Annotated in this window: 17 protein-coding genes and 1 riboswitch; of the genes, 2 read left to right on the forward strand and 15 right to left on the reverse strand. The window is 39.3% G+C overall.

Going from position 1 to position 25,710, the window contains the following annotated elements; genetic code table 11:
* Window position 1: 1 nt before the first annotated feature.
* The 4 genes from gmk to IGI79_RS13040 form a co-directional block, all read right to left on the reverse strand.
* Window positions 2–616, reverse strand: coding sequence for a guanylate kinase (gmk, locus tag IGI79_RS13025; RefSeq protein WP_153830575.1), 615 nt, complete (start codon window positions 614–616; stop codon window positions 2–4).
* A 257-nt stretch (window positions 617–873) separates the two neighbouring features.
* Window positions 874–1,764, reverse strand: coding sequence for a YicC/YloC family endoribonuclease (locus IGI79_RS13030; RefSeq protein ID WP_019722352.1), 891 nt, complete (start codon window positions 1,762–1,764; stop codon window positions 874–876).
* 18 nt (window positions 1,765–1,782) lie between these two features.
* Window positions 1,783–2,001, reverse strand: a complete 219-nt coding sequence (locus IGI79_RS13035) for a YdbC family protein (protein WP_019722353.1) — start codon at window positions 1,999–2,001, stop codon at window positions 1,783–1,785.
* Window positions 1,971–3,662, reverse strand: a complete 1,692-nt coding sequence (locus IGI79_RS13040) for a patatin-like phospholipase family protein (protein ID WP_438846051.1) — start codon at window positions 3,660–3,662, stop codon at window positions 1,971–1,973. The genes IGI79_RS13035 and IGI79_RS13040 overlap by 31 nt, the downstream gene beginning before the upstream one ends.
* A gap of 232 nt (window positions 3,663–3,894) precedes the next feature.
* Between IGI79_RS13040 and IGI79_RS13045 the strand changes: the two genes are divergently transcribed.
* Window positions 3,895–4,671, forward strand: coding sequence for a hypothetical protein (locus IGI79_RS13045; RefSeq protein ID WP_010734092.1), 777 nt, complete (start codon window positions 3,895–3,897; stop codon window positions 4,669–4,671).
* 54 nt (window positions 4,672–4,725) lie between these two features.
* On the opposite strand, the gene thiT is transcribed toward IGI79_RS13045, so the two are convergent.
* The 9 genes from thiT to mprF all read right to left on the reverse strand — a co-directional run bounded on the left by thiT (window position 4,726) and on the right by mprF (window position 15,599).
* On the reverse strand, window positions 4,726–5,310 hold the full coding sequence (gene thiT / locus IGI79_RS13050) for an energy-coupled thiamine transporter ThiT (RefSeq protein WP_010734091.1): 585 nt from the start codon (window positions 5,308–5,310) through the stop codon (window positions 4,726–4,728).
* A gap of 83 nt (window positions 5,311–5,393) precedes the next feature.
* Window positions 5,394–5,496: riboswitch (TPP riboswitch) on the reverse strand.
* 23 nt (window positions 5,497–5,519) lie between these two features.
* The gene (locus IGI79_RS13055; protein ID WP_019722356.1) at window positions 5,520–6,488 is read right to left on the reverse strand and encodes a ribose-phosphate diphosphokinase; all 969 of its coding nucleotides are present in this window, start codon (window positions 6,486–6,488) and stop codon (window positions 5,520–5,522) included.
* Window positions 6,489–6,577: 89 nt separating this feature from the next.
* A complete protein-coding gene (gene glmU, locus IGI79_RS13060) occupies window positions 6,578–7,951 on the reverse strand; it encodes a bifunctional UDP-N-acetylglucosamine diphosphorylase/glucosamine-1-phosphate N-acetyltransferase GlmU (RefSeq protein ID WP_065095615.1) in 1,374 nt (457 codons plus the stop codon).
* Between the two features lie 156 nt (window positions 7,952–8,107).
* Window positions 8,108–8,926, reverse strand: coding sequence for a pur operon repressor (gene purR, locus IGI79_RS13065; protein ID WP_010734088.1), 819 nt, complete (start codon window positions 8,924–8,926; stop codon window positions 8,108–8,110).
* Window positions 8,927–9,101: 175 nt separating this feature from the next.
* Entirely contained in the window at window positions 9,102–9,923 is an 822-nt protein-coding gene (locus IGI79_RS13070) for a metal ABC transporter permease (protein ID WP_019722358.1), read from the reverse strand.
* Window positions 9,896–10,576, reverse strand: coding sequence for a metal ABC transporter ATP-binding protein (locus tag IGI79_RS13075; protein WP_010734086.1), 681 nt, complete (start codon window positions 10,574–10,576; stop codon window positions 9,896–9,898). The genes IGI79_RS13070 and IGI79_RS13075 overlap by 28 nt, the downstream gene beginning before the upstream one ends.
* Before the next feature lie 18 nt (window positions 10,577–10,594).
* Complete coding sequence (locus IGI79_RS13080) at window positions 10,595–11,533, reverse strand: metal ABC transporter substrate-binding protein (RefSeq protein ID WP_104775974.1); 939 nt, start codon at window positions 11,531–11,533, stop codon at window positions 10,595–10,597.
* Window positions 11,534–12,067: 534 nt separating this feature from the next.
* A complete protein-coding gene (gene ispE / locus IGI79_RS13085; protein ID WP_438846052.1) occupies window positions 12,068–12,916 on the reverse strand; it encodes a 4-(cytidine 5'-diphospho)-2-C-methyl-D-erythritol kinase in 849 nt (282 codons plus the stop codon).
* Between the two features lie 112 nt (window positions 12,917–13,028).
* Window positions 13,029–15,599, reverse strand: a complete 2,571-nt coding sequence (mprF, locus tag IGI79_RS13090) for a bifunctional lysylphosphatidylglycerol flippase/synthetase MprF (RefSeq protein ID WP_104775976.1) — start codon at window positions 15,597–15,599, stop codon at window positions 13,029–13,031.
* A gap of 432 nt (window positions 15,600–16,031) precedes the next feature.
* Between mprF and proC the strand changes: the two genes are divergently transcribed.
* Window positions 16,032–16,826, forward strand: a complete 795-nt coding sequence (proC, locus tag IGI79_RS13095; protein ID WP_019722362.1) for a pyrroline-5-carboxylate reductase — start codon at window positions 16,032–16,034, stop codon at window positions 16,824–16,826.
* Window positions 16,827–17,134: 308 nt separating this feature from the next.
* On the opposite strand, the gene IGI79_RS13100 is transcribed toward proC, so the two are convergent.
* A complete protein-coding gene (locus IGI79_RS13100; RefSeq protein ID WP_438846053.1) occupies window positions 17,135–25,036 on the reverse strand; it encodes a QWxxN domain in 7,902 nt (2,633 codons plus the stop codon).
* Window positions 25,037–25,401: 365 nt separating this feature from the next.
* Window positions 25,402–25,605, reverse strand: coding sequence for a hypothetical protein (locus IGI79_RS13105; RefSeq protein WP_029594071.1), 204 nt, complete (start codon window positions 25,603–25,605; stop codon window positions 25,402–25,404).
* Between the last annotated feature and the right edge of the window lie 105 nt (window positions 25,606–25,710).

Raw genomic sequence — 25,710 nt, forward strand, 5'->3', positions numbered from 1 at the left:
ACTACATCTCCTTTAACATTTTGATATATTTTCCGATGACACGATCGACACGGAAATGTTCACTTGCAATAATATCTTTGATTCGGTTGACCGCTAATGGAACTTCATCATTGACAACAGCATAGTCATACAGTGCCATCATCTCAATTTCTTCCTTAGCGACTTTCATTCGTTCTTCGATTACTTCATCTGCATCTGTCCCACGCCCAACGATTCGTGATTTCAATTCTGCTAAATCTGGGGGCGTCAGGAAAATAAATACGCCGTCAGGTACTTTTTCTTTTACTTGTTGTGCACCTTGGACTTCAATTTCAAGAAAAACGTCTTTTCCTTCGTCTAAGGTTTTGTTGACATACGATAGTGGTGTACCATAATAATTCCCGACATATTCTGCATATTCCAACATTTCGCCTTTAGCGATCATTTGTTCAAATTCTTCGTGGCTTCGGAAATAGTAGTCGACTCCTTCAACTTCTCCTTCACGCATCTTGCGTGTCGTCATCGAAATCGAATATTGGAAATCATTATCCTCACTCTCAAAAATTGCTTTTCGCACTGTGCCTTTTCCCACACCGGATGGACCAGACAACACGATTAATAATCCACGCTCTGACATGACGACGTCCTTTCAACTAGTCTTTTTTATACTATTGCTTATTTTGCACTTTTTTCTTGCAACTTTCAAGGCTATTTTTTTATTATAGCTAGAAAACCTAGAAAAAGCTAGTCTACTTCCCACTAAAGAGTCCGAGACAAAAGTAAAAATCACTTTTGTTGGATACCTAAAAAACGAATAAACGGCGGGAACAGGAGTAACCTCTTCGGAAATAAGCCTGCCTAACGGACAGGGCATCAATTAGACAGGCTGGACACTTATTCAATATTTTGGATTTGCTCACGGATTTTTTCTAAAATCGTTTTGGACTGAACGACATGGTTCTTGATTTCGATCGCGCTTGATTTTGAGCCGATCGTATTGATTTCGCGATTCATCTCTTGTAAAAGGAAATCTAGTTCTCTACCGATGGGGTAATCTGCTTCAAGTAGCTCTTCCAATTTCTGCGTATGGATGATTAAACGGTCGATTTCTTCATGGATATCGCCACGCTCTAAAAGAATCGCTATTTCGGTCAATAAACGATCTCGCTCAACTTCTGCACCAAGAAAAGCTTCTAATTTTTCTTGGTATCTCGTCTGAAATTCTTGCTCATAAATCTCGACAAAGTTAGCTAATCCAGCAATATTTTGTTTTAATTCTGCGGTTTGTTGAAGTAATACGTTCGCCAAGGCTTGGCCTTCTATACTCCGACTTTCTTCGATTGAACGAAGTGCTGTTTGCATCGTTTCTTTCGCTAATTGTGCAAGTAAGTCTTGATCCTCTTCCGTTGCTTCAGCAATTGTCACAAACTCTTCGTTTAGTGCAAAACGTTCGATCAGTTTACCGATCGACAATGCGTTCGCTTCGCCATACCTTTCTTTAATACCGGTAGTCATCTGTGTATAGAGCGTATCGATCAGTTGCCAATTGATCGTCACTTTTTTATCTTGTTCACCCAAGTATGTTAAATTAATAAAGACATCGACACGTCCTCGACTTAACTTCGTTTTGATCAATTGTCTCAATTCATTCTCAACAAAGCCTAATACTTTAGGGCTACGTATCTGGATATCTAAAAACCGTTGATTGACGCTTTTGATCTCGATTTCAAGTTGATAGTTCTTTTTTTCGCGGATGGCATTGCCAAAGCCAGTCATGCTCTTCATGCGACAGAGTCCTTTCTTTTACATATTTTTAATTGCTTTTTGTAACTCTTCAAACTCTTCGTTCGTTAATGTTAGTCCCTTACCCATTTTTTCATGGTCCGGTGCCCAATCCCGCAAGTCAAATTTTGGTGGTCTGCCATTCCAACTCACTAAGTTCAATTCTTTGCGCCATCCCTTATTGTTTTCAGATAAAACTGCAATTTCTTCTACGATCTCATATGAGAATTCTTGTGCCATTTTTGTTCCTCCTTTAGATGATAAAGATAGAGATACATCAAAGTTTCTACTGTATCTGCATTGAGTTGTCGTTGTAAGCGATCATTCTTTTTTTCTTTCACGTATTGGTAGATCGCGTGTTCCTTCATTACGTGTATTTTAGCATTTCGTTCCAGTTTTCGAAACTTCAACCATTCGCTGGCATTTAATTGACCAACCTTTTTTAAAAATGCTTCATCGATTTTACTTTCTTGGCAAATGATCGGCAAGATCTCTTCGACGGTATACACTTTATTCGGTAAGATCAATTTTTGTCTCGCTAGTAGCTCAAGCATCGCCAATCCGCATGTTTCACTTGTGACCCTGTCTTTATATACATTACGCAAGTCCCGCCAGAATTTTTCTTTGTAAAAAAAGGATACGTCTAAATCAAGTGTTTCGACTAAGAAACGTAAGAAACGTCGCCAATAACGTTCAGCTGGCTTTGCTGTTTCAAACGTATACCAGTTTCCTTGATAGATCCCTAAACATTTTTTAGCCTCTAAATAACCTAATTGGATGTTCAATTGGTTTCTTTGTCGCTCAAAAACTAAGAAACCACCTAAAGACCAGTTTGAACAACATTTCCAGGTCACCAAAGCATCAGGTTCCTTGTATTTTTTTGCCACCCCAGGTCCTTGGACATCGACAATCAAGACTTCGGTTGCACCTTGTTGGATAGCAACATCTACTGGCACGTTATTTCGATAGCCCCCATCAACATATTTTGATCCGTCGATCTGACGATAAGCCATGGCAGGATAAAAAGAAGCAGAGGCGAGGACCCAATCGGCGATTTCTGTTGGTGCTAATGCTTGGATCCTTGTAACTGTTTCTTGAAATTCTGGGATTTTAGTTGCGATTGTATAGAGTTGCGGTTTTTCTGTACATTTGATTTTTTCCGCATCTAGGTATTGCTCTAGTAATGCTTCCAACGGTGCAATCGAGGTTCCTCCTTCGACTACTGCACGACGTGTCATCAAGCTGGCTTCTTGGATATAACGTTGCCTCAAATCTTCTGATAAGGCAACCTCTGGTAAAGCCAATACTTGATTGGTTGACAGTTCCTGCCACAAGTCAATGGCTTGTGCTAGTTGATCCTGAACGACCAAAGCCCCATTTAGCGCACCTACAGAAGTACCAGTAACGAGTGAAATCTCTAGATTTTCTTCTTTCAATGCTTTCCAAACACCTATTTGATAAGCACCATGCGCCCCTCCTCCGCCTAAGACAAGACCGGTATGATAGGATATTTCCTTCTCAAACGATTGCGTTCCCAAATAACCACTTCGGTGGAAAAGGTCGATCATGTTCGGTGAGATTGAATGATCAAAGCGGACGAGTCCGTATTTTTTGAAAAAATAACGAACCGTACTTTCTAGCAATAGGAAAATATCGGACCACTGCCAATATTCTTCTTCAATCAACACGTTGGTATAGATCAATTTTTCATTCGTTATTTCTGCAGTAAAGTAAATGTTCAGTCTTTTCGATACGATCTTCCATGCCTGTTGTTTTTTTGCCTGTTGCCAAAAATGTTGCCGGCTTTCTTGATGTGTAGTAAAAAAACTAAAAAGTTGTTTTGCCTGCTGCACTCGATTCTGCTGATAACGTTCCGACCAATAGACTTTTTGAACTTTCATAGACACCTCGGATTCTCTTTTTCTTTTATTATATCAGTAATCAGAAAAAAAGGGTGGGGGTGAATAGTCATCTGATAGCAGTGTTATATATATATAAATTTTTACTCTATGTTCATCGTTTATTCATAAAAAAAAGTTGCTTTGTAATCGAATTTTAAAATAAAAGAAACAAGCTTTTTTTCAGTAAATGTTGTAAAATGAAAGGGATGAGATACAGGGGAGGAGGAGCATGATGAGTGATTCAGTATATGTACATATCGATACAACTAGTAACGCCGTTTTGACCAAAGGGCTGACGATCAATGATTTTTCAAATAGCATCGTGCATTTTCCTCAAAATCTACTTTTGTTGGACCCTTCCGCATCTGCTGGAGAATATGAATCACACACAGGCTTGAAGGTCATTCGTGGAACTGAGAATATCCAAAGATTTTTCCAAACCGTTCGCAGCCGTAACAACAGTACGGATCTTAAATGGATCGATTTTACGGATTTGACGATGTTAAAAGAATTAAGCCCTTTAGAAATCTCAGAGTTGCTTTATTTTGGTCATATGAAAACACATCTCCATTCACCTTTTTTCTATAAATTACAAAATAACTTTGTTTATTTTGATTTGAGCGATCATCTAGGTAGAACCTATTATCGTTATTTAGATGAATTTTATCGGATTTTTGCCAACAAGTTAAGCACGATCTTGGCGGGAAAAATCAACGAAAAAAAATCATTCTTTCGAAAAGAGATCCCTGTTGAAAAAATCAGTGTGGAGATACTGAAAAAGATGCGTAATTTGATGCAAGAAGGAATCATTTTTTCGTTTGATCAAGCAGGTTTGGTCGATGACAAGTATGAGATCCCGATTTATGTCATTGAAGATTACGTTTGGAAATTAAAAGGAACACGTTACTTGGAAGAAAAACCGGTAGCTGTTCTCGTCTATCATGCCACTCAACAACGTTGGCAACTAGACGGCAACGTTTCTGATTTTGTCTACAACACATTTGTATAATGACAGTCAACTCCACTAAAAAAGCGTAAAGGTCAGCTGCCTTTACGCTTTTTTTTAATTTTTACTTTTACGTACCTGCAACCCTTCGCCTACAAATAAAGAAGGAACGGTCTGTTCAATACCTAATAGGACAATAGTTGTAACAATCCCCGTAGCTAACCCACTAGCGCCATTCATGACTAAAGAGAACAACCATGGATTCATTCCCCATAGTGCGAAACTTCCCCAAAAAGCAACCCCAGCGACAAAATGCCAGAAATATCTGGCAGTCACACCAACGAATGTCGCTAAAATAATCGTTGAGGCCATTTTCTTACGATTGCCTTGCAGATAACTCTGTTGCATTCTTTGCGAAAAAATTCCTGCAACGCCAGCAAACGTAAACGCGATCGGATACTCGATCAACACTTGGATGACACTCAAGTAATAGACAGTCCCCATGGGAAAATGAAGGATTCCCCATAGAAAAGCCGATCCCATACCAGCTTTCCAACCCCTTCTCAAGGCAAATAAAGTTAAAGGGATTTGCCCGAGTGAGATTTCAAAACTACTACCTATTTGTAGAGGAATCATCGACAACACTAAAGATAATGCTGCGACGATCGTTCCCTCGATCCAGACACGATGATTCTTATTCATAAAAAAGCTTCCTCCTTTATAATTGGACATCACAAAGGAGGAAGCAAGTTTGTTTTTTTACAAACAGCTTCGTGCTTTCACACTAGCTATTCATTCACAATTCCTACGCTCGCATAACCGAAACAGGTACGAAGGGTTTAGAATATATTCAGTCTCAGCCCAAAATGGACTCCCCTTTGTGATTGTAATTATTTAGTTTTTATTTTCCTTTATCTTTTTGTTTCAAACAAAGGACTAACTGGTTTGTTTTCATGGATACGTTTGATTGCGTCACCCATCAAGCCACCAACGCTTACTTCGTCAATCTTATCAATTTTGCGATCTTCTGGCAAATAGATTGAATCCGTTACAACTAAGCGCTCGATTGCAGAGTCTTCGATTCTTTGTAAAGCAGGTCCTGACAACACAGGATGTGTACATGAAGCATAAACGCTCACTGCTCCAGCTTCTTTCAAGGCATTAGCAGCCAATGTGATCGTTCCAGCTGTATCGATCATGTCATCGATCAAGACACACGTTTTGCCTTCTACTTGACCAATGATATTCATCACTTCTGCCACGTTTGCTTTTGGACGGCGTTTATCGATGATTGCAATTGGTGCTTTTAAAAATTCAGCCAATTTACGTGCACGAGTAACACCACCATGGTCAGGTGAAACAACGACAACATCATCGCCTTGAATCCCTTTTTCTAAGAAGTAATTCGCAATCAGTGGTGCGCCCATCAAATGGTCGACCGGAATATCAAAGAAACCTTGGATTTGGACTGCGTGCAAGTCAAGTGTCAACATTCTTGTTGCTCCAGCTTTTTGGATCATATTTGCCACTAATTTTGCAGTGATTGGTTCACGCGCGCGCGCTTTACGGTCTTGACGTGCGTAGCCGTAATACGGCATTACAACGTTGATCGTTTTGGCACTTGCACGCTTCAATGCATCGATCATGATCAACAGTTCCATCAGGTTATCATTTACCGGACTACTTGTTGATTGAATAACGTATACGTGTGAACCACGGATACTTTCTTCGATATTGACTTGGATCTCACCATCACTAAATTGAGTGACCGATGATTTTCCTAATTCAACCCCAACAGCTGCAGCAATTTTTTCTGCCAATGGACGATTTGAGTTTAATGCAAATATTTTTAATCTTGGATCAAAGTAATGTTTGGACATGAGGACCTCCGCTTTCTTTTTCACAACTCTACTACCTAATAAATACTAGTCATATTTGCCGAATAAATCAAGTGATTTTGCAAAAAGTATCAATTTGAATATGGGAGTTTCTTCGCGTATCCTTCTTTATTGACTTGTCTAGCGCGTGCGATTGCCATCGCATGTTCAGGAACATCGTTAGTGATTGTCGAACCAGCAGCGATACATGTATTCTCTGCCACGTCTACTGGCGCCACAAGATTCGCATTTGACCCAATAAAACTATGGTCACCGACTGTTGTATGATGTTTTGCTTTTCCGTCATAATTGACAAAGACGACACCACACCCCACATTGATTTCTTCACCTAGTGTTGCATCCCCGACATACGTCAAGTGACCAACTTTTGTGTTTTTGCCTATTTTTGCATTTTTCACTTCTACAAAGTTGCCGATATGGACGCCTTCTGCAATTTCTGCTTTTGGACGTAAATGGGCATACGGTCCTACATCTGCTTTACTTTTGACCACACTGTGTTCGATCACTGAGTTTTCGATGACTACTTGGTCACCGATCTTGCTATCAACAATACGTGAATGTGCACCAATAAAACAATCTTCACCAATTTCTGTTTCTCCTTGGATCTGAACGCCCGCTTCGATCACTGTATCTGAACCAATCACAACATCTGCATCAATATACGTAGTTGCAGGATCAACAAAGCTAACGCCATTGACCATATGTTTTTTGTTGATTCTTTGGCGCATCAACTCGTTTGCTTTTGCTAGTGCCATACGATCATTGACACCCATACACTCATCGAAATCTTCCGTCTGATACGCAGCAACTGGATTTCCAGCATCTTTTAGGATCTCAACGATGTCTGTTAAATAATACTCGCCTTGTGCATTGTCTGTTCCTACTTTATTTAATGCTTCAAATAACGCTTTGTTATCGAAACAGTAAGTTCCTGTATTGATTTCTTGAACTAACGCTTCTTCTGGCGAAGCGTCTTTTTGCTCAACGATTTTTTCAACGATTCCTACATGGTCACGAATGATTCTGCCATAACCTGTCGGATCTTCTGCTTGTGCAGTCAAAATCGTAGCACTTGCATTTTTCCCTTGATGGTATTCAAACAAGTTGTTCAACGTCTCAGTTGTCAATAAAGGGGTGTCACCACTGATGACTAACGTCGTGCCTTCCTTACCTGCTAAAAATGAGGCTGCTTGTAGTACCGCATGACCCGTCCCAAGTTGTTCAGCCTGTAGCGCATACTCGCTGCGCTCACCTAGCTGAGCTTTGACTTTCTCTGCACCGTGACCAACGATCGTCACGATTTGATCAGGGTTTGTCTCACTTACACGGTTGATGATATGTTCGACCATCGGTTTCCCAGAAACAGGGTGTAGGACCTTGTATAGTTTTGATTTCATGCGAGTACCTTTACCCGCGGCTAATATGATTGCATAACGTGCATCCAAATGTGTCACTCCTAAATTACGATTTATTATTTTTAGTTTAGCCCAGTCGCTCTTTTTTTTCAACTAAACGTTCATTTTAGCAATTAGACCACACAAAAAAGAAGAGACATCATCCATCGCCTCTTCTTTTTCCATAGCACCGCTATGTTCGTTGTTTTATTCTTCGAAATAGTTGCCTGGTACTACAGTGATATTTTTCGTTTTTGTATCCACATCTTTGACGTAAAGTAGCGACGTGTAGTCATTGATTGCGCGATGTCCGTTGAATTTTGACTCCGCAAACACAGTGATACCGACAAGCTCAGATTCAAATTCTTCAATCAAGCTCTTCATTCCGTTCACTGTTCCGCCGCCTTTCATAAAGTCATCGACGACAAGCACGCGAGAACCACGTTTCAAACTTCTTTTTGATAGTTCCATTTTTTCGATCCGTTCAGATGAACCTGAAACATAGTTCACACTCACTGTAGAACCTTCTGTGATCTTAGAGTCACGACGAACGATGACAAACGGTGCGTTCAAGTAATAGGAAACGGCTTGAGCGATTGGCACCCCTTTTGTGGCTACAGTCATTACAGCATCGATTTTTTCTCCTAAATATTTTGAGGCAATGATTTTCCCTACTTGACGTAATAGCTCAGGTTCTCCTAATAGATCAGATAAGTAAACATAGCCTCCAGGGAGTAAACGGTCTTGTTCAGACAAGCGCTCAGCTAGCGATTCAACATATTTCTTTGCTTCTTCGTAGGAAATCTCCGGAATGAATAGAACACCTCCGGCTGCACCAGGGATTGTTTCAAGCGTTCCGTAACCTCTTTCTTTAAATGTTTTTTTGATGATTCCCAAATCTTCACTGATCGAAGATTTAGCAGATTCATAACGTTCGGCAAAGCTTGTTAATGAAATCAATTCATGCGGATGATCTAATAAATACTGTGTCATATCGACAAGACGCTCACTGCGACGTACTTTCAAAAATTCCAGCTCCTTTTTCCAACAAATTTTATCGTGTTTCATTATATAAGTTTTTTCGGGAAAATTCGAGCATTTTATCCAAAATTAAGAAAATAGTTCGGTATTTATAAAAAAACAGGTAACTATTTAAGACATTTGTTTGTCTCAAATAACTACCTGTTTTAAAAATAGTGGTCTATTTTTTCCTTCTAATTCCTAATAAAATACGTTTACTCAAGTTGACTAATAAGAATAAAAAGATAAATACTAATGTGATAGTTGCCCCTGGCGGTGTATCCAAGTAGAACGAACTAGTTAACCCAGAAAGCATACCAATAAAACCAACGATGATACTGATCAATATGACGATATTGAAGCTTTTCCCTAAACGCATCCCGATTGCTGCTGGTAAAACCATAATAGCAGAAATCAGCAACGCGCCTGCTATCGGAATCATGACAGCGATTGCTACCCCAGTAATAATATTGAACATCATTGACATCCAACGAACCGGCAGTCCATCGACATGAGCGGTGTCTTCATCAAAGGTCAACACGTACATCGGACGTTTGAATAAGAAAAACAAAAGACCGATCACTGCAAACAAAATACCTAGGAATAGAACTTGTGGCCAAGTGATCGTCACAATCGATCCAAATAAATAAGATTGGATGCTCGTGGCAGAATTACCCCCACTCAAATTCATCAAAACTAATGCAAGCGCAAGTCCTCCTGCCATTAAGATCGCAATGGAAATCTCTGAATACGTACGATACATCGAACGTAGGTATTCTAAAATGATTGCAGCGATAACGACTACCACCATTGTGGTCATCGTTGGATTGAGATTGAGGAAAAATCCTAAGGCTACCCCTGCTAAAGAAACATGAGAAAGTGTATCTGCCATCAACGATTGCCGACGTATCACTAAGAATACTCCTAACATCGGTGCGATTCCTGCAATAAAGATCGCAGCAAGAAATGCCCGCCTCATGAATTCATATGAAAGCAACGCCATTGAGAATCCTCCTTTCTCACTAAACGGATTTGTCGATCCGCATATTGTTTGATGTCTTCGTGATCATGAGTGATCATCAATACAGCTTTCCCATGGTCGTGTGCGCTATGGCGCAATAAACGATAAAATTCATTTCGTGATTCTTCATCCATTCCAGTAGTTGGTTCATCAAGTACAAATAAATCTGGATCAGTCGCAAAAATACGTGCTAAACTGATTCGTTGCTTTTGACCACCAGACAGCTCACCGATCCGGCGATGACGCATATCCCACATACCAACAGATTCTAAGGCACGCTTGACATGCTCATGGTCTTTTTCGCTTAACCGTTTGAACCAACGACCTCTCGGATATCTGCCAGAACGTACTAATTCTAAGACTGTACTAGGAAAACCCGCATTAAAGGAAGAAACTTGTTGGGGAATGTACCCGATACTTAATTTGTCTCCGTCCTGATTTTTTCCTGCAATTTTGATGGTCCCTTTAGAGGGTTTCAATAACCCCAAAGAAGCTTTGATCAATGTAGATTTTGCCGCCCCGTTTTCACCAGTCAAAATCACAAATTCACCGGCATCTACATGATAAGAAACACCTTCTAACACAGGTTCTTCATCATAATAGAAAGTAAGATCAGCTATTTCGATATAACGCACATAGAGGACTCCCTTCCTTTACTTTATGCTTTCTTTTAATGCCTCTAGGTTTTTCTCCATGGTAGAAATGTAGGTTTCACCCGCTTCGATTTGTTCATTCGTCAAACTCTCAAGGGGGTTGAGTACTTCCAGTTTTACGCCTGTTTCTTTTGATAATGTTTCAGCTACTTTAGATGACGCATTTTCTTCAAAATAGATGACTTCGATTTTATTTTGATCGACAAAATCTTTCAATTCAGCCAATCGACTAGGCGTAGGCTCTTGATCCGGTGAAACTCCTGAGATGGCTACTTGTTTTAGGTCATAGCGATTTGCTAAATAAGCAAAGGCAGCATGTTGCGTCACAAACGTTCGATTGGTTGCACCTTTTAATGCTTCTGTATAATTCTGATCCAATGCTTCTAATTTTTTGATATAAGCTGCGGCATTTTGGTCAAATGTATCTTTCTTATCTGGATATTTCTTGCCGAGCTCTGTAGCAATCGTCTGTACTTCTTGGATCGCTAATGTTGGATCTAACCAAACATGAGGGTCATAGGCATGATCATGCTGATGTCCTTCTGATTCTTCGTGCTCTTCTTCATGCTCTTCTTGTGACTCTAGACGTTCAATCCCCTTAGCGGCTTCGATCATCAACGTTTGATCGGTATCGACCGTATCTTTCAATGAGTCAACAAAAAATTCCATATCTGAGCTGTTATAAACAAAAACATCTGCATCCGCAATGGTTGCACTTTGTTTGGCACTTGGCTCAAAATCATGGGGTTCCGTTCCTGCGGGGATCAATAATTCGACCTTCCCAGTATCACCAACGACTTCTTTCGTAAATTCATACATCGGGTAAAACGTTGCGACAACGTTCAACTCATCTTGTGCCGATTCTTGGGTTGTCTGTCCACACGCTGTAAATAGGAAAGCTCCTATTGCTAAAGATGCGGCTAATAAATATTTCTTCATATATGCTCCTTTCAAAACAAATCGTAATATTACGATTTATCAACGAGGATTAATGTACCAAATTAAAAAAAAACAGTCAATAGTTTAACCTGATTTTCTGATTTAAATGCAAACTTACCATGTAAATCGGAAAACAAATGAATTGCCCGTCATATCAACAACGAACGTAATCGTTTTCTTTCAACTTTGGTCAAAAAGTGGCTGTCCCACACTATTATTTTATGTCCCGAGAACAATGAACGATTGGTTGAGATTGATAACAAAAAAGAAGGTAACGATCCTTCATCTTCTAAAACGAAATCAGCGGGAAAGATGTCTGGAATGTTAGTCCTCTCACATCTCCTAAAACTGAATAAACAGCAGAAACAGAAGTAACCTCTTCGAAAATAAGGCGCCATCCACAAAAATTTGAAAAACAATTTTCGTGGATGGCGCCTTATTTCTCGAGGCTAAACAATTCTATTCCGACCTCTTTTACCGCTTATTTTTCGAAGCTGACTGCTTCCGTCATGACATCATGTCTCTTTCATCCATTTATAGCGTTCGGACAAGATAAACTTCCTCACAAAAACCTTTTAATCCATTGTAGACGCGTTGGGCTCTGGAATAGTGTTGACAAAGGGCAAAAACAGTTGGTCCACTACCACTCATCAGGGCCGCGTCTGCACCATATTTGATCATTCGCTCTTTGATTTGATAAATGACCGGATGGCGTTTTCCTGTCACATCTTCAAGACTATTCCCCATTTTCGTCAACATTTTTTGATAATCTTGTTGTCGAAGCGCATCAGCCAACCCAGGAATATCTTGATGTTGGATTTTTTGCGTATCGATTTCTCGAAAAACAGTTCGTGTCGAAACACTCATTTTAGGTTTTACCAAAATGATCCAGCAAGAGGGCATCGCTGGCAACAATTGGACGATTTCTCCCTTTCCGCCTACGTAAGCTGTTTGGCCATAAACACAGTAAGGAACATCTGTCCCCACTTCCAAGCCGATCTCTGCTAGTTCTTCTAAGCTACAGCCTAACTCCCATAACCGATTGATTCCACGCAACGCGGCAGCACAATCTGTACTTCCACCACCTAGGCCAGCAGCGACAGGAATATTTTTTTTCACAACGATTTTTACGCCTTTTTTGATTTGATATTTCTTTTTCAACAACAAAGCTGCTTGATACACATTGTTACGCTGATCTACCGGCAAAAATGCTTTATTCGTTTCAACAATGATCCGATTTTCCGATAGCTCTTCAAAGAACAAGTGATCAGCTAAATCTACACTTGACATCACCATTTCCAACTCATGATACCCATCTGGTCTTTTATATAACACATCCAACCCTAAGTTTATCTTCGCTGGTGCTTTTTCAATCAATTCCATCCTCTCACCCATTCGAAAAGTCTAAGTCGAAAGTATTCTATCATAGGGGAAAATAAAAGTATAGCTTCCACCAACATGCGTAAACACTTTCCTCACAGCTTTACAATCATTTTTACAATTCTGTCAGAACTTCTTCTGCTAGACTTGTTCCTTTTTCTTTCCCTTTGCCAATCAATAAGAAAAGCTGCCATGTGGCTAAAGTAAAACTACTTCCTTTCATATACGCAAAATAACGGCCCTCCCAATGAGTAACATACCGTTGTTTTTCTTCGTAAGCTAATTGGAATGAGTAAAAGAAATTCCCGTAATTAAAGATGATCCTCATCACTTTTTCTTGTAAGAACGAGAAATCAGTTTCTCCGACATTTGCAAGTGGAGCCAGTCCCAGATTTGCTTCTGCATACCCATTTTTGCGATAGACATCCAGTAGATTTGCAAGTAAGTAATCACCTAGACTATTCGGCTGGTTCGGTAGATACCGCAATAAATCATACCCCGCTTGGCGGTCATTGATTGGTTGAGATGTAATAAACCCAACGATTTTCTGCTCTTTCCGAACAATACCAATACCACTCATCAAGAGATACTCTTTCTCAAAATAACCAACAGAGAAATGCTTCTCACGAGAACCATCCAACCATTTTTGCGAAACTTCTTGGATCGGTTCGAGCAACTCTTCAGGTAATTGGTCATACCAGGTAAAATGGTAGCCCTCATTCGTCAAACGTTGCAATTCGATCTGCTTTGTGCGCCAGTGTAGCCCATCTGAAGAAAGATCAGTAATTGCTGCTTCGCCAACTTTTGCAAAGTGAAAACCCGCTTCGTGAAGCATGACGACATAACTTTCGGATACTTTATAAAAAGCTAACTCATAGCCAAAACAATCGGCTTTTTTCAAAAACTCATGCGTAGCTGTACGTATCTTCGTTGGATCACCAATCGGATCACCAAGAACAAAACATTTATTCCCTTTGATTTGGTAACCAAACACTACTTTATCTTGATCATTTTCCTGATAATAAAAATAAGTATATCCAGGTAAGTGCAGATAATGACTAGCTGCCGTTCCACCATAGGCAGCCAAAAGGCGATTTAAACGCATTTGATCCAGAGGTTCACCAAACCCTGTCTCTGAAGCTAAATATTGGTACAATGCAACTAACGCAAGTAATGAGATCCCTAAACCAATCAGTCCTGAAAACCAAACATCCTCAGATGGAAAGAGAATAAAGCGATTCGCAGTTAAATCACCTACCCAAAAACTTCCACGGTGATAGCCTGCGATTGCATAAACAATAAATAAAAAGCCAAACAAACACGCATCAAATATGATTGCTCCCCAAGAATAGACGAACTTTTCACGATAAAACTCTTTTCGGGATAACCACACCGCTAATAAAATCAAAAGGTATACAACAATCAATTCCCATGATAAGGTGCGCATCACAGTATTGATGATGCCAAAAGCGAGTAAAGCAATCGTAGGAATAAATGCTTTTTTGACTTTCATCGCTAAAGCTCTAGCTAGTCCTAACAATAAGAACCCAACCAGCAGATTCAATGACTGATCTAAAAAATCAAACGAAAAGGGTAAGAGTATTTGAAACAAGCGACTGACAGTCGAAAGATTCGTGATCGTTGAAAGTAAGACCATCATGATTCCCGCAAAATAAACGGCACACACTAACACCAAATGAGCAATTTTTTGAAAAAATAGTCGGGGAATATTATCTAAAAATCGATTGATTTTGACACCTGTGTGTGTCAAAAATAAAACAATCCCTGAAAGAAATGGTAGAACATAATAGAACAAACGATAATAAAGCAACCAAACAAGTGCAACATCTTGCCGCACGCCAAGTTGACTCATTCCTAAGATCATCAGCACATCAAATGTGCCTACACCACCTGGTACCATCGTCAACATCCCAATCAATGTGGCAATGATAAACATAGGGTACAAGGACCATACAGAAATATCTACAGCCATCAAGCGCCCAATCAACAAAAAAACTACTAAGGCACCGGTCCATTGTCCAAAGGAAGCTAGGAATAAGCCAAGCAAGCCTTTGGGATAAAATTCTACAAATAGTGTTTTACGTTTCAAGTATGCAAACAAAAAGATAAGCGGTGCCAAAAAGCTACCACCAAATAACCAAATCCAATAACTGCGAAATACACTATCTGTTTGAAGAAAGAATACATTGATGAATGTCACTAATGACCAAATAGAAAGACCAGTCAATAGAAACAAAGCAACCTTAGATACTGTCGCCAACACCATCTTTCGATTCGTGTGCTTGCCATAAAAACTGGCGCGCAAGCTTGCTCCGACAATCCCTCCGAATCCTGCCAAGTTATTGATCGTATTCGTGATCCATGCAGATAACAAAAAGTCTTTACGACTCATTTTGGGCTTGCCTTGTTTTTCCAATACTCGAATCGTTACCCAATCATAAAGTAACATCGGCATCACACCAATCAAACCTGCTAAAATCATCCATGCTAACGTGACATGACTTTGTTGTTCCATCGTGTGCCAGACATCTTGCCAACTCATTCCATGGGCAATGTTTGCGACTTGATTTGCCACAAAAACAAGGATCGATCCAAAGAAAATCAGTTTTAAAATCAACTGGTGTGCTTTCACCCACTGGATCATGATCTGTAATTTATTTTTCACCGGCACCCTTCCTCACCTGTAGACTTTCTAAACATATACATTCATGTTATCTTATTTACATTGATTTTTCCACTTTGGGCATTAGGTTGTGAAAGAAGCGCTTTGACCTGAGCAGTAAGCTGGGAAATCGGAAAATAGCTCCTCATATTTTTTGATTTTTCAGCTTAGTGTTGAAGGTCAGCTTCTTGAACACCGTTTATCATGGTTGTGAAAGGGGCGTTCAGCACAAAGGCATAAGACATAAAAATTGAAAATGGTTGTTTCATTTTTGATTTTTTTGGCTTATGTCCGAAGTGTTGCTCCTTGAACACCGTTTATCAAGGTCGTGAAAGAAGCGCTTTGACCTGAGTAGTAAGCTGGAAATTTGGTTCGTCTCTCGACTTGCAGATTATGAGAAAGAAAGCTATGCTAAAAATCAAAGGAGAGGATTATATGAAAATCGGATTTATCGGTACAGGAAATATGGCACAAGCAATTATTCACGGTATCTTAGCAAATAATCTAGTGGCTAAAGAAGATATTTTTGTTTCAAGCGGTCATTATGAAAATGCCCAACGCTTTGCTGGTAAAGTTGGGGTCAATGCTTGTCAAACCAATCAAGAGATTGCTGAAAAAGCAGAAATCGTTGTTTTGGCAGTGAAACCAAAAATCATCGAACAGGTGTTAAATGAATTACGCGACCATCGTAAACAACAGTTGTTTATCTCAATTGCTTCAGGAAAATCGCTTGCAACACTAGAACAAGCACTTGATCCAGAAGCTGCTATCATTCGTGTGATGCCCAATGTCAACGTAAGTGTTGGCGCGGGTGTTTCTGCAATCTGCAAAAACCAAGCAGCAACAAATGAACAGTTGACACAAGCGACACAAATCTTTGAAGCGATTGGTAGTGTTTATCCTTTAGCAGAAGATGATTTCAGTACATTTATCGGATTAGCTGGAAGCTCCCCTGCTTTTATTTATATGTTGATTGATGCAATGGGACGTGCAGGTGTTTTACATGGACTACCTAAAAAAACAGCAACAGAAATTGCAGCCAAAGCGATTTTAGGTTCCTGTCAAAAGTTTCTAGCAAGCGATGAAAACCCTTGGGAATTAGTTGATCAAGTATCTTCTCCAGGCGGAACGACAGTTGCTGGTGTCGTCGCATTAGAAGAAGCTGGGTTTATCCCCGCGATCATCACAGGGATTACCAAAACGATCGAAAAAGATTTAGAGATGTTGTAGAATTTTCAAACTATTGACATTCATTGTCCCTCTTCTATAGTTGGGTGACGAATGTCACTATAACAGTTAAACGATTCTTCTTTATCATCTACTTTTCTTAGTATCTAAAGCAAGAGAAATACACTCTTACTCCCAATAAACATTTAGAACAGAAATAACCTCTTCGAAAATAAGACTGCACATTTTTATGCTTACTGTCTTAGTGATCGAAGAGGTCATTCTTCATATTTTAGCTGATACTTACAGTAGTAAAATTATACTTTATCTCTGTGCTATCTTTTTTTGGCTAGTGCCCTTTACTGTTCGTTTTACAGACTAACCTGTTTTCCCTTCACGATAGACTGCTGGTAAGTGATTGTCGCGTTGGTCTCTTTACTAACCTTTTTGCCATGACTTATGATCTTTGCAAAATCTACCGCTCCATCTCTTGTTTGAGCAGGTGCTTCTGTCGACATTTTTGGTATTGCTTGTTTCTTTTCTAAACGTTTATCTTGTTCAATCACTAAAAAACCACCTGTTTTCATCGTCGTTGCACCACTAAACAGCTTACCATCTCCCAATCCTTCTTCTTTTATCTCTCTTTTGACGCGGGGTTGACCGTGGGACTGATTTTTATGCTCAACCCCTCTCATGATCCTTGCAAAATCTGCCGCTTTATCTCTTTTTTGAGTAGATGCTTCTGCCGGCATTTTTGGTACTGCTTGTTTCCTTTCTAAATTTTTATCTGGTGGTACAATTGAAAAATCATCGTTGGAATTCTGGTAAGTTGCTGTCGCATTGGTCGCTTTATTAATCTTTTTGCCTTGACTTATAATCTTTGCAAAATCCGCTACTTCATCCCTTGTTTGAGTAGCTCCTGACGGCGTCATTTCAGACAATTCTTGCTTTTTTTCTAAATCTTTAGTTTGTTCTAAAACAAAGAAATTACCTGTTTCCATCATTGCTAACACAGTGAATAGCTTGCCATCTCCCAGTCCCTCTTCCTTTGTTTCTCTTTTGACACGCGGTTGGTTATAGAACCCATTTTGATTGGCAAAATCTCTTATAATCGTTGCAAGCAATTGAGCATCCGTCAATTTGAAGTTAGTAAATAATAAAGGGTCTTTTTGAAATGCTTTGATAACAGTTTTTTTAGATAACCGAGGGGCATTTTGATGTTTTGCTACCGCTGTAACAAATTGATCAAAATTAGGATGTTCAAAATATTCTGCGTATCGTGCAAGAAAATCATCTTTCACATTTTGACCACTCGGCAAAAATCCAATAGGCGTTAGCCCATATTTAACAACATCATATGTTCCTGAAACAATGTGTGTGGTTTCATGCGTAATCGTTATCTCTGGGGGTGCTGTCATTTGGATTCCTGGTAAAATCTCTGGTCTTTTATGGAAGGCATCCGCTACAATAATGATGCGACACTCGGCATCTTCTTTCAATACAAAGGCATAAGCTTTCGGATCATCATTACTAATGGAATAATAGGCATGTGTCTTCTCATCTAGAACAAAATCAGTCGAAACGATCCAAATATTTTCAAATCCCCAGTCTGCTGTTTGACGCAAAAATTGTTCGCCTTTTGTTGCGATCGAAAGGAGCCTCTCTACTGATTCCTTTAAAATCTTCTCTTGTTGAAAAGAAGGTGGTATATCAAGGAATTTTATTAAGTATTGACCTTCGGCTGTTTCTGCGATTTTATCTACTTTTAGTAATTCTAAACACACATCTTTGACGATTCTGAAATTTTCTGTGGCGTTCTCGAATTCTTGTGGGAGTTTCTCTATAAACGGTCTAAGTGATTCCGGCACTTTACTTATATCTAAACCGGAAAAAACGCGAAACTGATCCCCTGGTTGCAAAGACAATACTTTGGTGATAGCATCAGCAATCGATTTTTGTGCTTTCTCCTCGTCAATAAAGACAATTCTTTGTGGTTCTGAGACAAAATTATCCAACGGTTTAATCGGAACTGATTCATCTTCTAACCTTGAAATCCCATGTAACGGCGAATACTCGATTGCATTCAGCATGCTATACCAACCCCACCATCGATTGGGGGATACTGGAAGGGTATTATACGGCGGATACCATGAATTCTCACGCCTCTGCGTAACTGCCCCTCCAGGAACTGAACCTACATTCTCTTTTTTAGATGTACCTGCTTGTGAAGAATTAGGTCCATGATGTTGGACAGTCCCTGGATATTTTTCATGTGATTTCTCTAAAGACGTTTCAAAACGAAAAACACCATTATTTGTGTCCAAACGTAACACGGTCATTGGTGAAAGGAAATTTTTTTTCACCAAATGGTAACGATTCGTTTCTTTGTCCAACAGAACTAATGGAAGGTATTGTTCTTTGATTCTGATATAAGATCGCCCAGCAGAATTCCACATCAAACCATTCTCATCCGGTGGCGATAGCGTAGTCGGAGTCAGTAATGACTCATACTGATCTAGTTCCTTTCCTACCTTTTCACGTACTGCTAGCGAAACACTTGGACTAGTTTCTGCTTCAAAATACCACTCTACCCCATTAAAGTTTACCGGATGTAGCGCTCCTCGATCATATACATCATAACGGACACCATGGTTCTCAATTGTACTGATTCTAACAGGCACTAGTTTCTTATTCATTTCAATGAGGGTATGGCGAAAATCTCCTTCCCCAGTAACCGTTAAAGTAGTTGCCTCCCCATAAGCTTTAGGATTTAAATTTAGTTCTTCTACAGCTACGTCTCTGTTAGGAATCTTCATTGAAACTCGATTAATCAAATATTTGTGTCTGCGAAAAAAAACTGCCTGTCCCTCAAACAGTCTTAGTTTTGTCCCACGTAAGGTAAACCGGTTCCCATAAACATCCCCTTTTTTTAAATCTGAAACTGGAACATATAAATGATCTTGCACACGTTTCACACGGATTTCTGGGCCATTATTTGGTAAAGTAGCTTGCGTATAACTTTTAGCCCAATCGTTGGTTTCTACACCAAATTTTTCTAGTTTTGCCGCTACTTCCTTGAGTTCCTTTCTAATAAATACCTGGTTTTTTAACCGTATCAATCCCTTAGATAAGGCTTTTGAACTATCATACAAAAATCCTATTCCTGGATCAGCGTAAAGTATAGCACTCACAACAATTGATCGAAGCTCTGATGGTTTAGGGAGAAAACGTGTGCTATGGCGTACTATACCTGCTGCGCCATGTTTCATGATCGTTCTTGCCATACCAAATGCAAATCTCGTATTAAATGCAGTGACTTGACCCAATACAGGAATCAAGGAAACTGCATCAAGCATGCAACTGGGGACCGCCTCACCAATATCTTGATTGATACTACCGACCACACAATCGTAAAAAGGAATGAGATGTTTGAAAACATCCCAAACTTTTTCAGCCGTTGTTGTCTCTCTTCCTGAATCATATAGTTGGCGATAGACTTTATCCCGGTGTTTACCGCTAATATGGTTGATAAACGTCTCCTGTGCATTACCTTGTAATACGAGTTTGTTCTGATTCGAATCCAGTTTAAGAATGTACGGCTTATCTCTGATCAGAACTTTATCTTCATATTTTCGAAATTCATTTTTCCAAAGATCTGGTCGATTAAAAAGCCCATAGCGGAGATATAACATAGGATCTTTATCCACGCGATAAAGCTTGTATCCTCCATCTTTTTCCAGCCTTTTCAACGCGTAACATCTTTCTTCTCCTCCACGAGTAACTACAAATAAATCTGTCTCATCCAATGTAAGGAGCGTCTCTACTTCCACCTCTTTGGCCAAAAAGACTGGTGGAAAACCTGACTTTCCTGGTCCGCTTGCTGGATGACTTGCTTTATGACTCAATACTGCCTGTGCCTCATATATACGACTTTCCGGTGAAAATATAAAATTCAAATCATCTTTGTGGAATGAATCCATCTCAAGTCGTATCAGAAACTGATCCAACGAATAAAATGATTCGGATACAGCTTTCGTTAACCGCGTATACCATTCATTGATATCTGGTGGAATCCATGGACCAGGACAGGGATTTCCGCCAGAGAGATAAACTTGTCTGCCCGCAAGACTAACTTTGATACCGAGTCTATTGCACTCTTCCAGTACTTCATCCACAAGCACTGATTGTTGGCGCCAGTTGATTACTGCTGTTTGATAAGATAAGACAAGGTCATTGACCATTTCTTGCTTTTTTATTAGTTCAAAATAGCCACGTTGCAAATAATTGATAAAGGTACTTAACGCGACTTGTTGATAGTTCCCTTTTGCTAATGGACCTCTTAGAATATCTGGGTCCAACTGAGCGGTAGCCAGTGTCGCTGGAACTAGGAGGTGAGAAATTTCTTCGACAGTATCAATCCCTTTATCTCTAAAACTATCAAAGAAAAGTTCGCCTACTGATTTGATTTCTGTCCGATTGAATTTCTCAAGGTAACCTAGATCCTTTAATATTCTAGAACCTGTCATCTGCATTAAAGAATCATAATCAGCGATCAATACATCGTCACCAACGTCACTTGATTTAAGAAAATAATTAGGGAGTGCTCGATTCATGAACATAATCCATAGTTTAGTGATGTTATTTTGTATCCCTATTTTTTGATCTACTTGTGGAGTGACTGATTTCGGTGGGATGTTGATTAGATCTGCTTTTATCAATTCTTCTACTGAGAATGACTTCCTAAGCTGGCCGATCGTAAATGTAGATGGGTCAGATGAATCAATGATCTGTTTGGCTGCATACCCTTCAATTGTGGTACCCAGGACATTTTCAACTGTCCATTTCATTACGGTCAATTCAGCGTCCCTGTCTGAGATTACTTCTCCTGGCTGTCCACCATATAGTTTTAACTCTTTCAGGATAACTTTTGCTATCGATTGGACTTTCTCAGATGAGACTCTGCCATCTATCCCTGTTTGCCCAAACCATTCCCCCATAGCAGACAAAATATCTTCTTTACTTACTTGGGTAGCTGACAACGTGCCTTTTTGACGAAAAAATGTCTCAACTTGTGTCATGATTTTCTTATCCAACCATTTATTGATTGTTACTGCTGGTGTAGATCCTGCTTTTTCATCTAAAGTCGCAGAGGGAGTGGTGGTAGGCAAAACTAAATGATTGCTTTCGATCATGTCCCACAACCAATTCGTGAACGTGATTTCAGCGCCTTTATTTGAAATGACGCCATCTACTTCCTCACCAAGGATGACTTGAGCAATTTGTTTCATTTTAACCATGTCTATAACCTCTTGATTTGCGCCTTCTAGCAATACCCAATTTGAGACTATTTTCGCAAAAGCATTGTCATCTGTAGTTTCACAATCCACGCCTTTTTCAGTTAGGAATTTAGCTACTCTTTGTTTTTCTTTTTCTAACTTTATACGATCTATGGTAATATGTAACACTTCTTTTGGCTGACTATTCGTTTGTGTCGTAGGCTTAAAATCATTTTCTGAAAAAAAACGTTCAATCTTTTTCTTAACTTCCTCTTCATGCTCCTGTTCTTGATTCTTTTTGATTTCTTCAATATCGATACCCAAACGATCGTCTTGCCCCTTCTTATACGTATAGCCCATCTGTGCGTTATTGTTTTCCCACTGCAAGATAATTGCTCGTGCCTCAGTATCCGTTAAGGGAATACCTTCCTCACCATGAGCCCTCAAAATCATATTCGCTGCTATGTTCTGCCTTTTGCTGATTTCTTCATACTGTAAGCCTTCAAAGATCCATTTTCGCAATAACAAAACCAGTTGACGTGGTGTTGCCGTTGTGAAATACATTTGTTCTTTATATAGGAACTTTCCGACTACTCCATTCGCCTCTTGGGTATGCTCTCTCATATCAAAAAGCTGTTTATGATAATAAATTGGCACGATTAGTGTTTGCTTTGGGATACTATCTGGTCGACCATGGATGAAGTCATCATAGATTTGATTGTTTTCTTTTAAATGTTTTTTAACTTGAAGAATCGAGACGGTCTCCGCTGGTGATAAATCATATTGAATGGTTTGTTTCGTCTTCTCTTTATAACGATACCCCACTAGCAACGTGTTCGTTTTCCATTGTTTATAAATTGCTTGTAATTGTATATCGGATAAGAAATCTCCAAGTCTACTATTTTCAATCCCGTACCCTTTGTGGATGAGATAAGCTAAATACTGTGCCCGCTCTGACTGTAAGGTTTGATCATTTTTCCAATTCCTACCTGCCCAATTTTGAACAACCTTAATCAACTCCAAGTCGGTATCTATCTGGCTCACAACTCCTGTACCGATGAAAAAAGATTTAAGCAGATGATTCACATCAGTTGTCTGATTTTTCTGCTGAAAAAGCTGTTCATCAAAATGAAAAACTGGTAATAATTCTGACTGATCAAAGGGTTGTATATCTTGAGAGATGGCTTCGGTGATTTGAAGGACCTTACTATAGTCAGAAGCACTAACAGGAATGAATAAATTATTGGTTAGATCATTTTCTGTGATTGTTTCATTATGTTTTTGTATCGGATTGATCTCAATATTCTTAATTTCAGTAAAAGTATATGGTTTAAACACGTTATTTGTTTCCCATTGAAAGAAAATATTGATTGCTCTAATAGCAGTTAACTGCCCAACTGAAAGACCATAAGCACTAAGAATAATCTTAGCGAGCTGTTGTCGCTTCTCAAGAAGTTCATGATTTGATGCACCTCTGTTTGCCCAGCTTTGAAGAGCAAGGAAAAAATCATGGAATGGTTTCTCTTTCATGTCACATAATTCACTATGCTGTTCACAAACAGCCTGCCTGATTTTTTCATTTGCTTTGTCTGTTTCATTACGCTGAACAAAGACTTCTTGATCATACCAGAACGGGGTAAATGGTTCAGCGACTGGTACGGGTGACGGTTTATTTTCCAGATAAGCTAACATGACTTTGTTGATTTTCTCAAGTGTTTCCTCAGAAACTGCTTCTGACGATTTCAGACCAACAAGCGTTGGGGTTGTTGGTTCCATTACAGGTGGCTCATCCATCGATTGCGTAGGAAGGGTTGCTGCTTCCGCGACAATCCTTGTTTTTAAGAAATCATACCGCTTAACAAAACGGTCAATCATTTCTGAAAAATCTTCGGCTAAAGCCACAAGTTTTGCGGAAATGCTCACGTCTGTTTCATGAGATGCTCGGCTTTTCGAATCATCTGCCCGGAGCTGCTGACTTAAAATAGGTTGCTGATCATATTTCCTATTGTCTTTGCCTAACGGATCAGAAGATTTCTCTTGTGTTCCAGGATCGCTAGAGAAAGTTTGGATTAATAACTCTGTAAAATGTCCTAAAATATTGTATTTTCCATCTGTGTGATTCCTCGAATCAAGGATTTGCTCTTGCTGATGAAAGAAAGAGCTGAATACTTCATTTAGACCATTCCAAAAAGAATGAACACTAAGAGTCACATTGTCTGGTATTGGAACGTCTGTTGTCGTTTCATTCTTCTGATACTTTTCCTCAAAAGTCTTTTGAAAAAATTTTTTCAGCTTTTCAGCCGCATTGCTTGCATTAAATTGCTGTGGATTATTTGCATTCGTGCTTTTTTTGAAGGAAAACTGCTGTATGGAATGCGTTGTATGACTTCGTGCTTCATTCAATGTATGTGATTCAGCGATAGCATTTTGGCATACTGTCTTAAAATGGATTTGTGTATGATTTTTATTTTCCCACAAACCGTATTCTCTTTTATGGGACACTTGCTCGCTAGTCGTACAATCAATAAGTGTTGAGATACCATGAGCAAATTTGTGCATATCTATACTAAATTGGTGAGCAGCGTCTGCTAAATCCGAAAGTGGCGAGACAACTTCTGGTTTGTATTGTTTGATTTGGGTGGTATTCGTTGGTAAAGGAGGAGTCATTCTTTTGGGGTTAAACGTCGATCTAGACTTGAGCGCAGGCATCCGCACTTGATTTCCGATCTGTTGAATTTCAACATGCGTATCTACTTCTAAAACAGCACCTGAATCTTGAACCGCTCGTTGCTGATCAGGGCGTTCCTCTGGCATCCGTAGACCAGCTAGAACGCTCCACATAAAGAGGAATCCTGTAGGGGTTAGGAGGTCTCTCGGGGTCTGACCTGACTTACTTACAATGTCATGGACTATATTGTCTCGCTCTTTTAGATCATCTTTCTTATTAAATTCGTTGTGGAACTCACCGATTTTTCGATTAAAATCTTCTCCTGGCATTTCTTCTCACTCCTTCATTAAAAGATGCAAATCAACTGAATAAGGTGATAAAAATCACTAGTTTTATTTGCTTTTCTACAAATCTCTTCTCCCCTTCACTTTCATCATACAAGGGTGGTAAAAATTTATGTGCCTTTTATTCAAGTAATTTAGAAAAAAATGGTCAAATAAATTAGATTGAACGTTCCAAGATGAAATGGCTGATTTTCAACTTATTACTCAAGAAGGTGTGCATTTTTTTGCTAGGTAAAAAGGAATTCATTTAAGTGTTTTTTTACACCTAAAACGACTGAAATGAACACTTCCTGTCATTTCAGCCGTTTTTTATGAATGTATGTAAACATATCTTTTCTTATTGTCTTGTTTTAATTTCCTCTTTTTTTTGATTTGAGTTTAACGATCGACAATTCTATGACATAGTAAAACATCAGACTATAAATGCCTCTCGGCAGGAAATCACGATTCACGATATATTCAATCGTGATCCCAAAAGCACTCCCAACCAATCCAGAATAAATGACGATTAGATAGGGATGTTCGTCAGCAAATTTCATTATTTTCATCCGCAATATGCTTCGCCTCCTTATACTATAGTTATTTCAAGTATTACTATACCGTTAAAAAACTATGGATATCTTATCTGTCATAAAAGATCATTTTAAAGTCATAAGCGT

This window comes from Enterococcus sp. AZ084 (assembly GCF_051714905.1).
In the GTDB taxonomy this organism is placed as follows: Bacteria; Bacillota; Bacilli; order Lactobacillales; family Enterococcaceae; genus Enterococcus_B; species Enterococcus_B pernyi.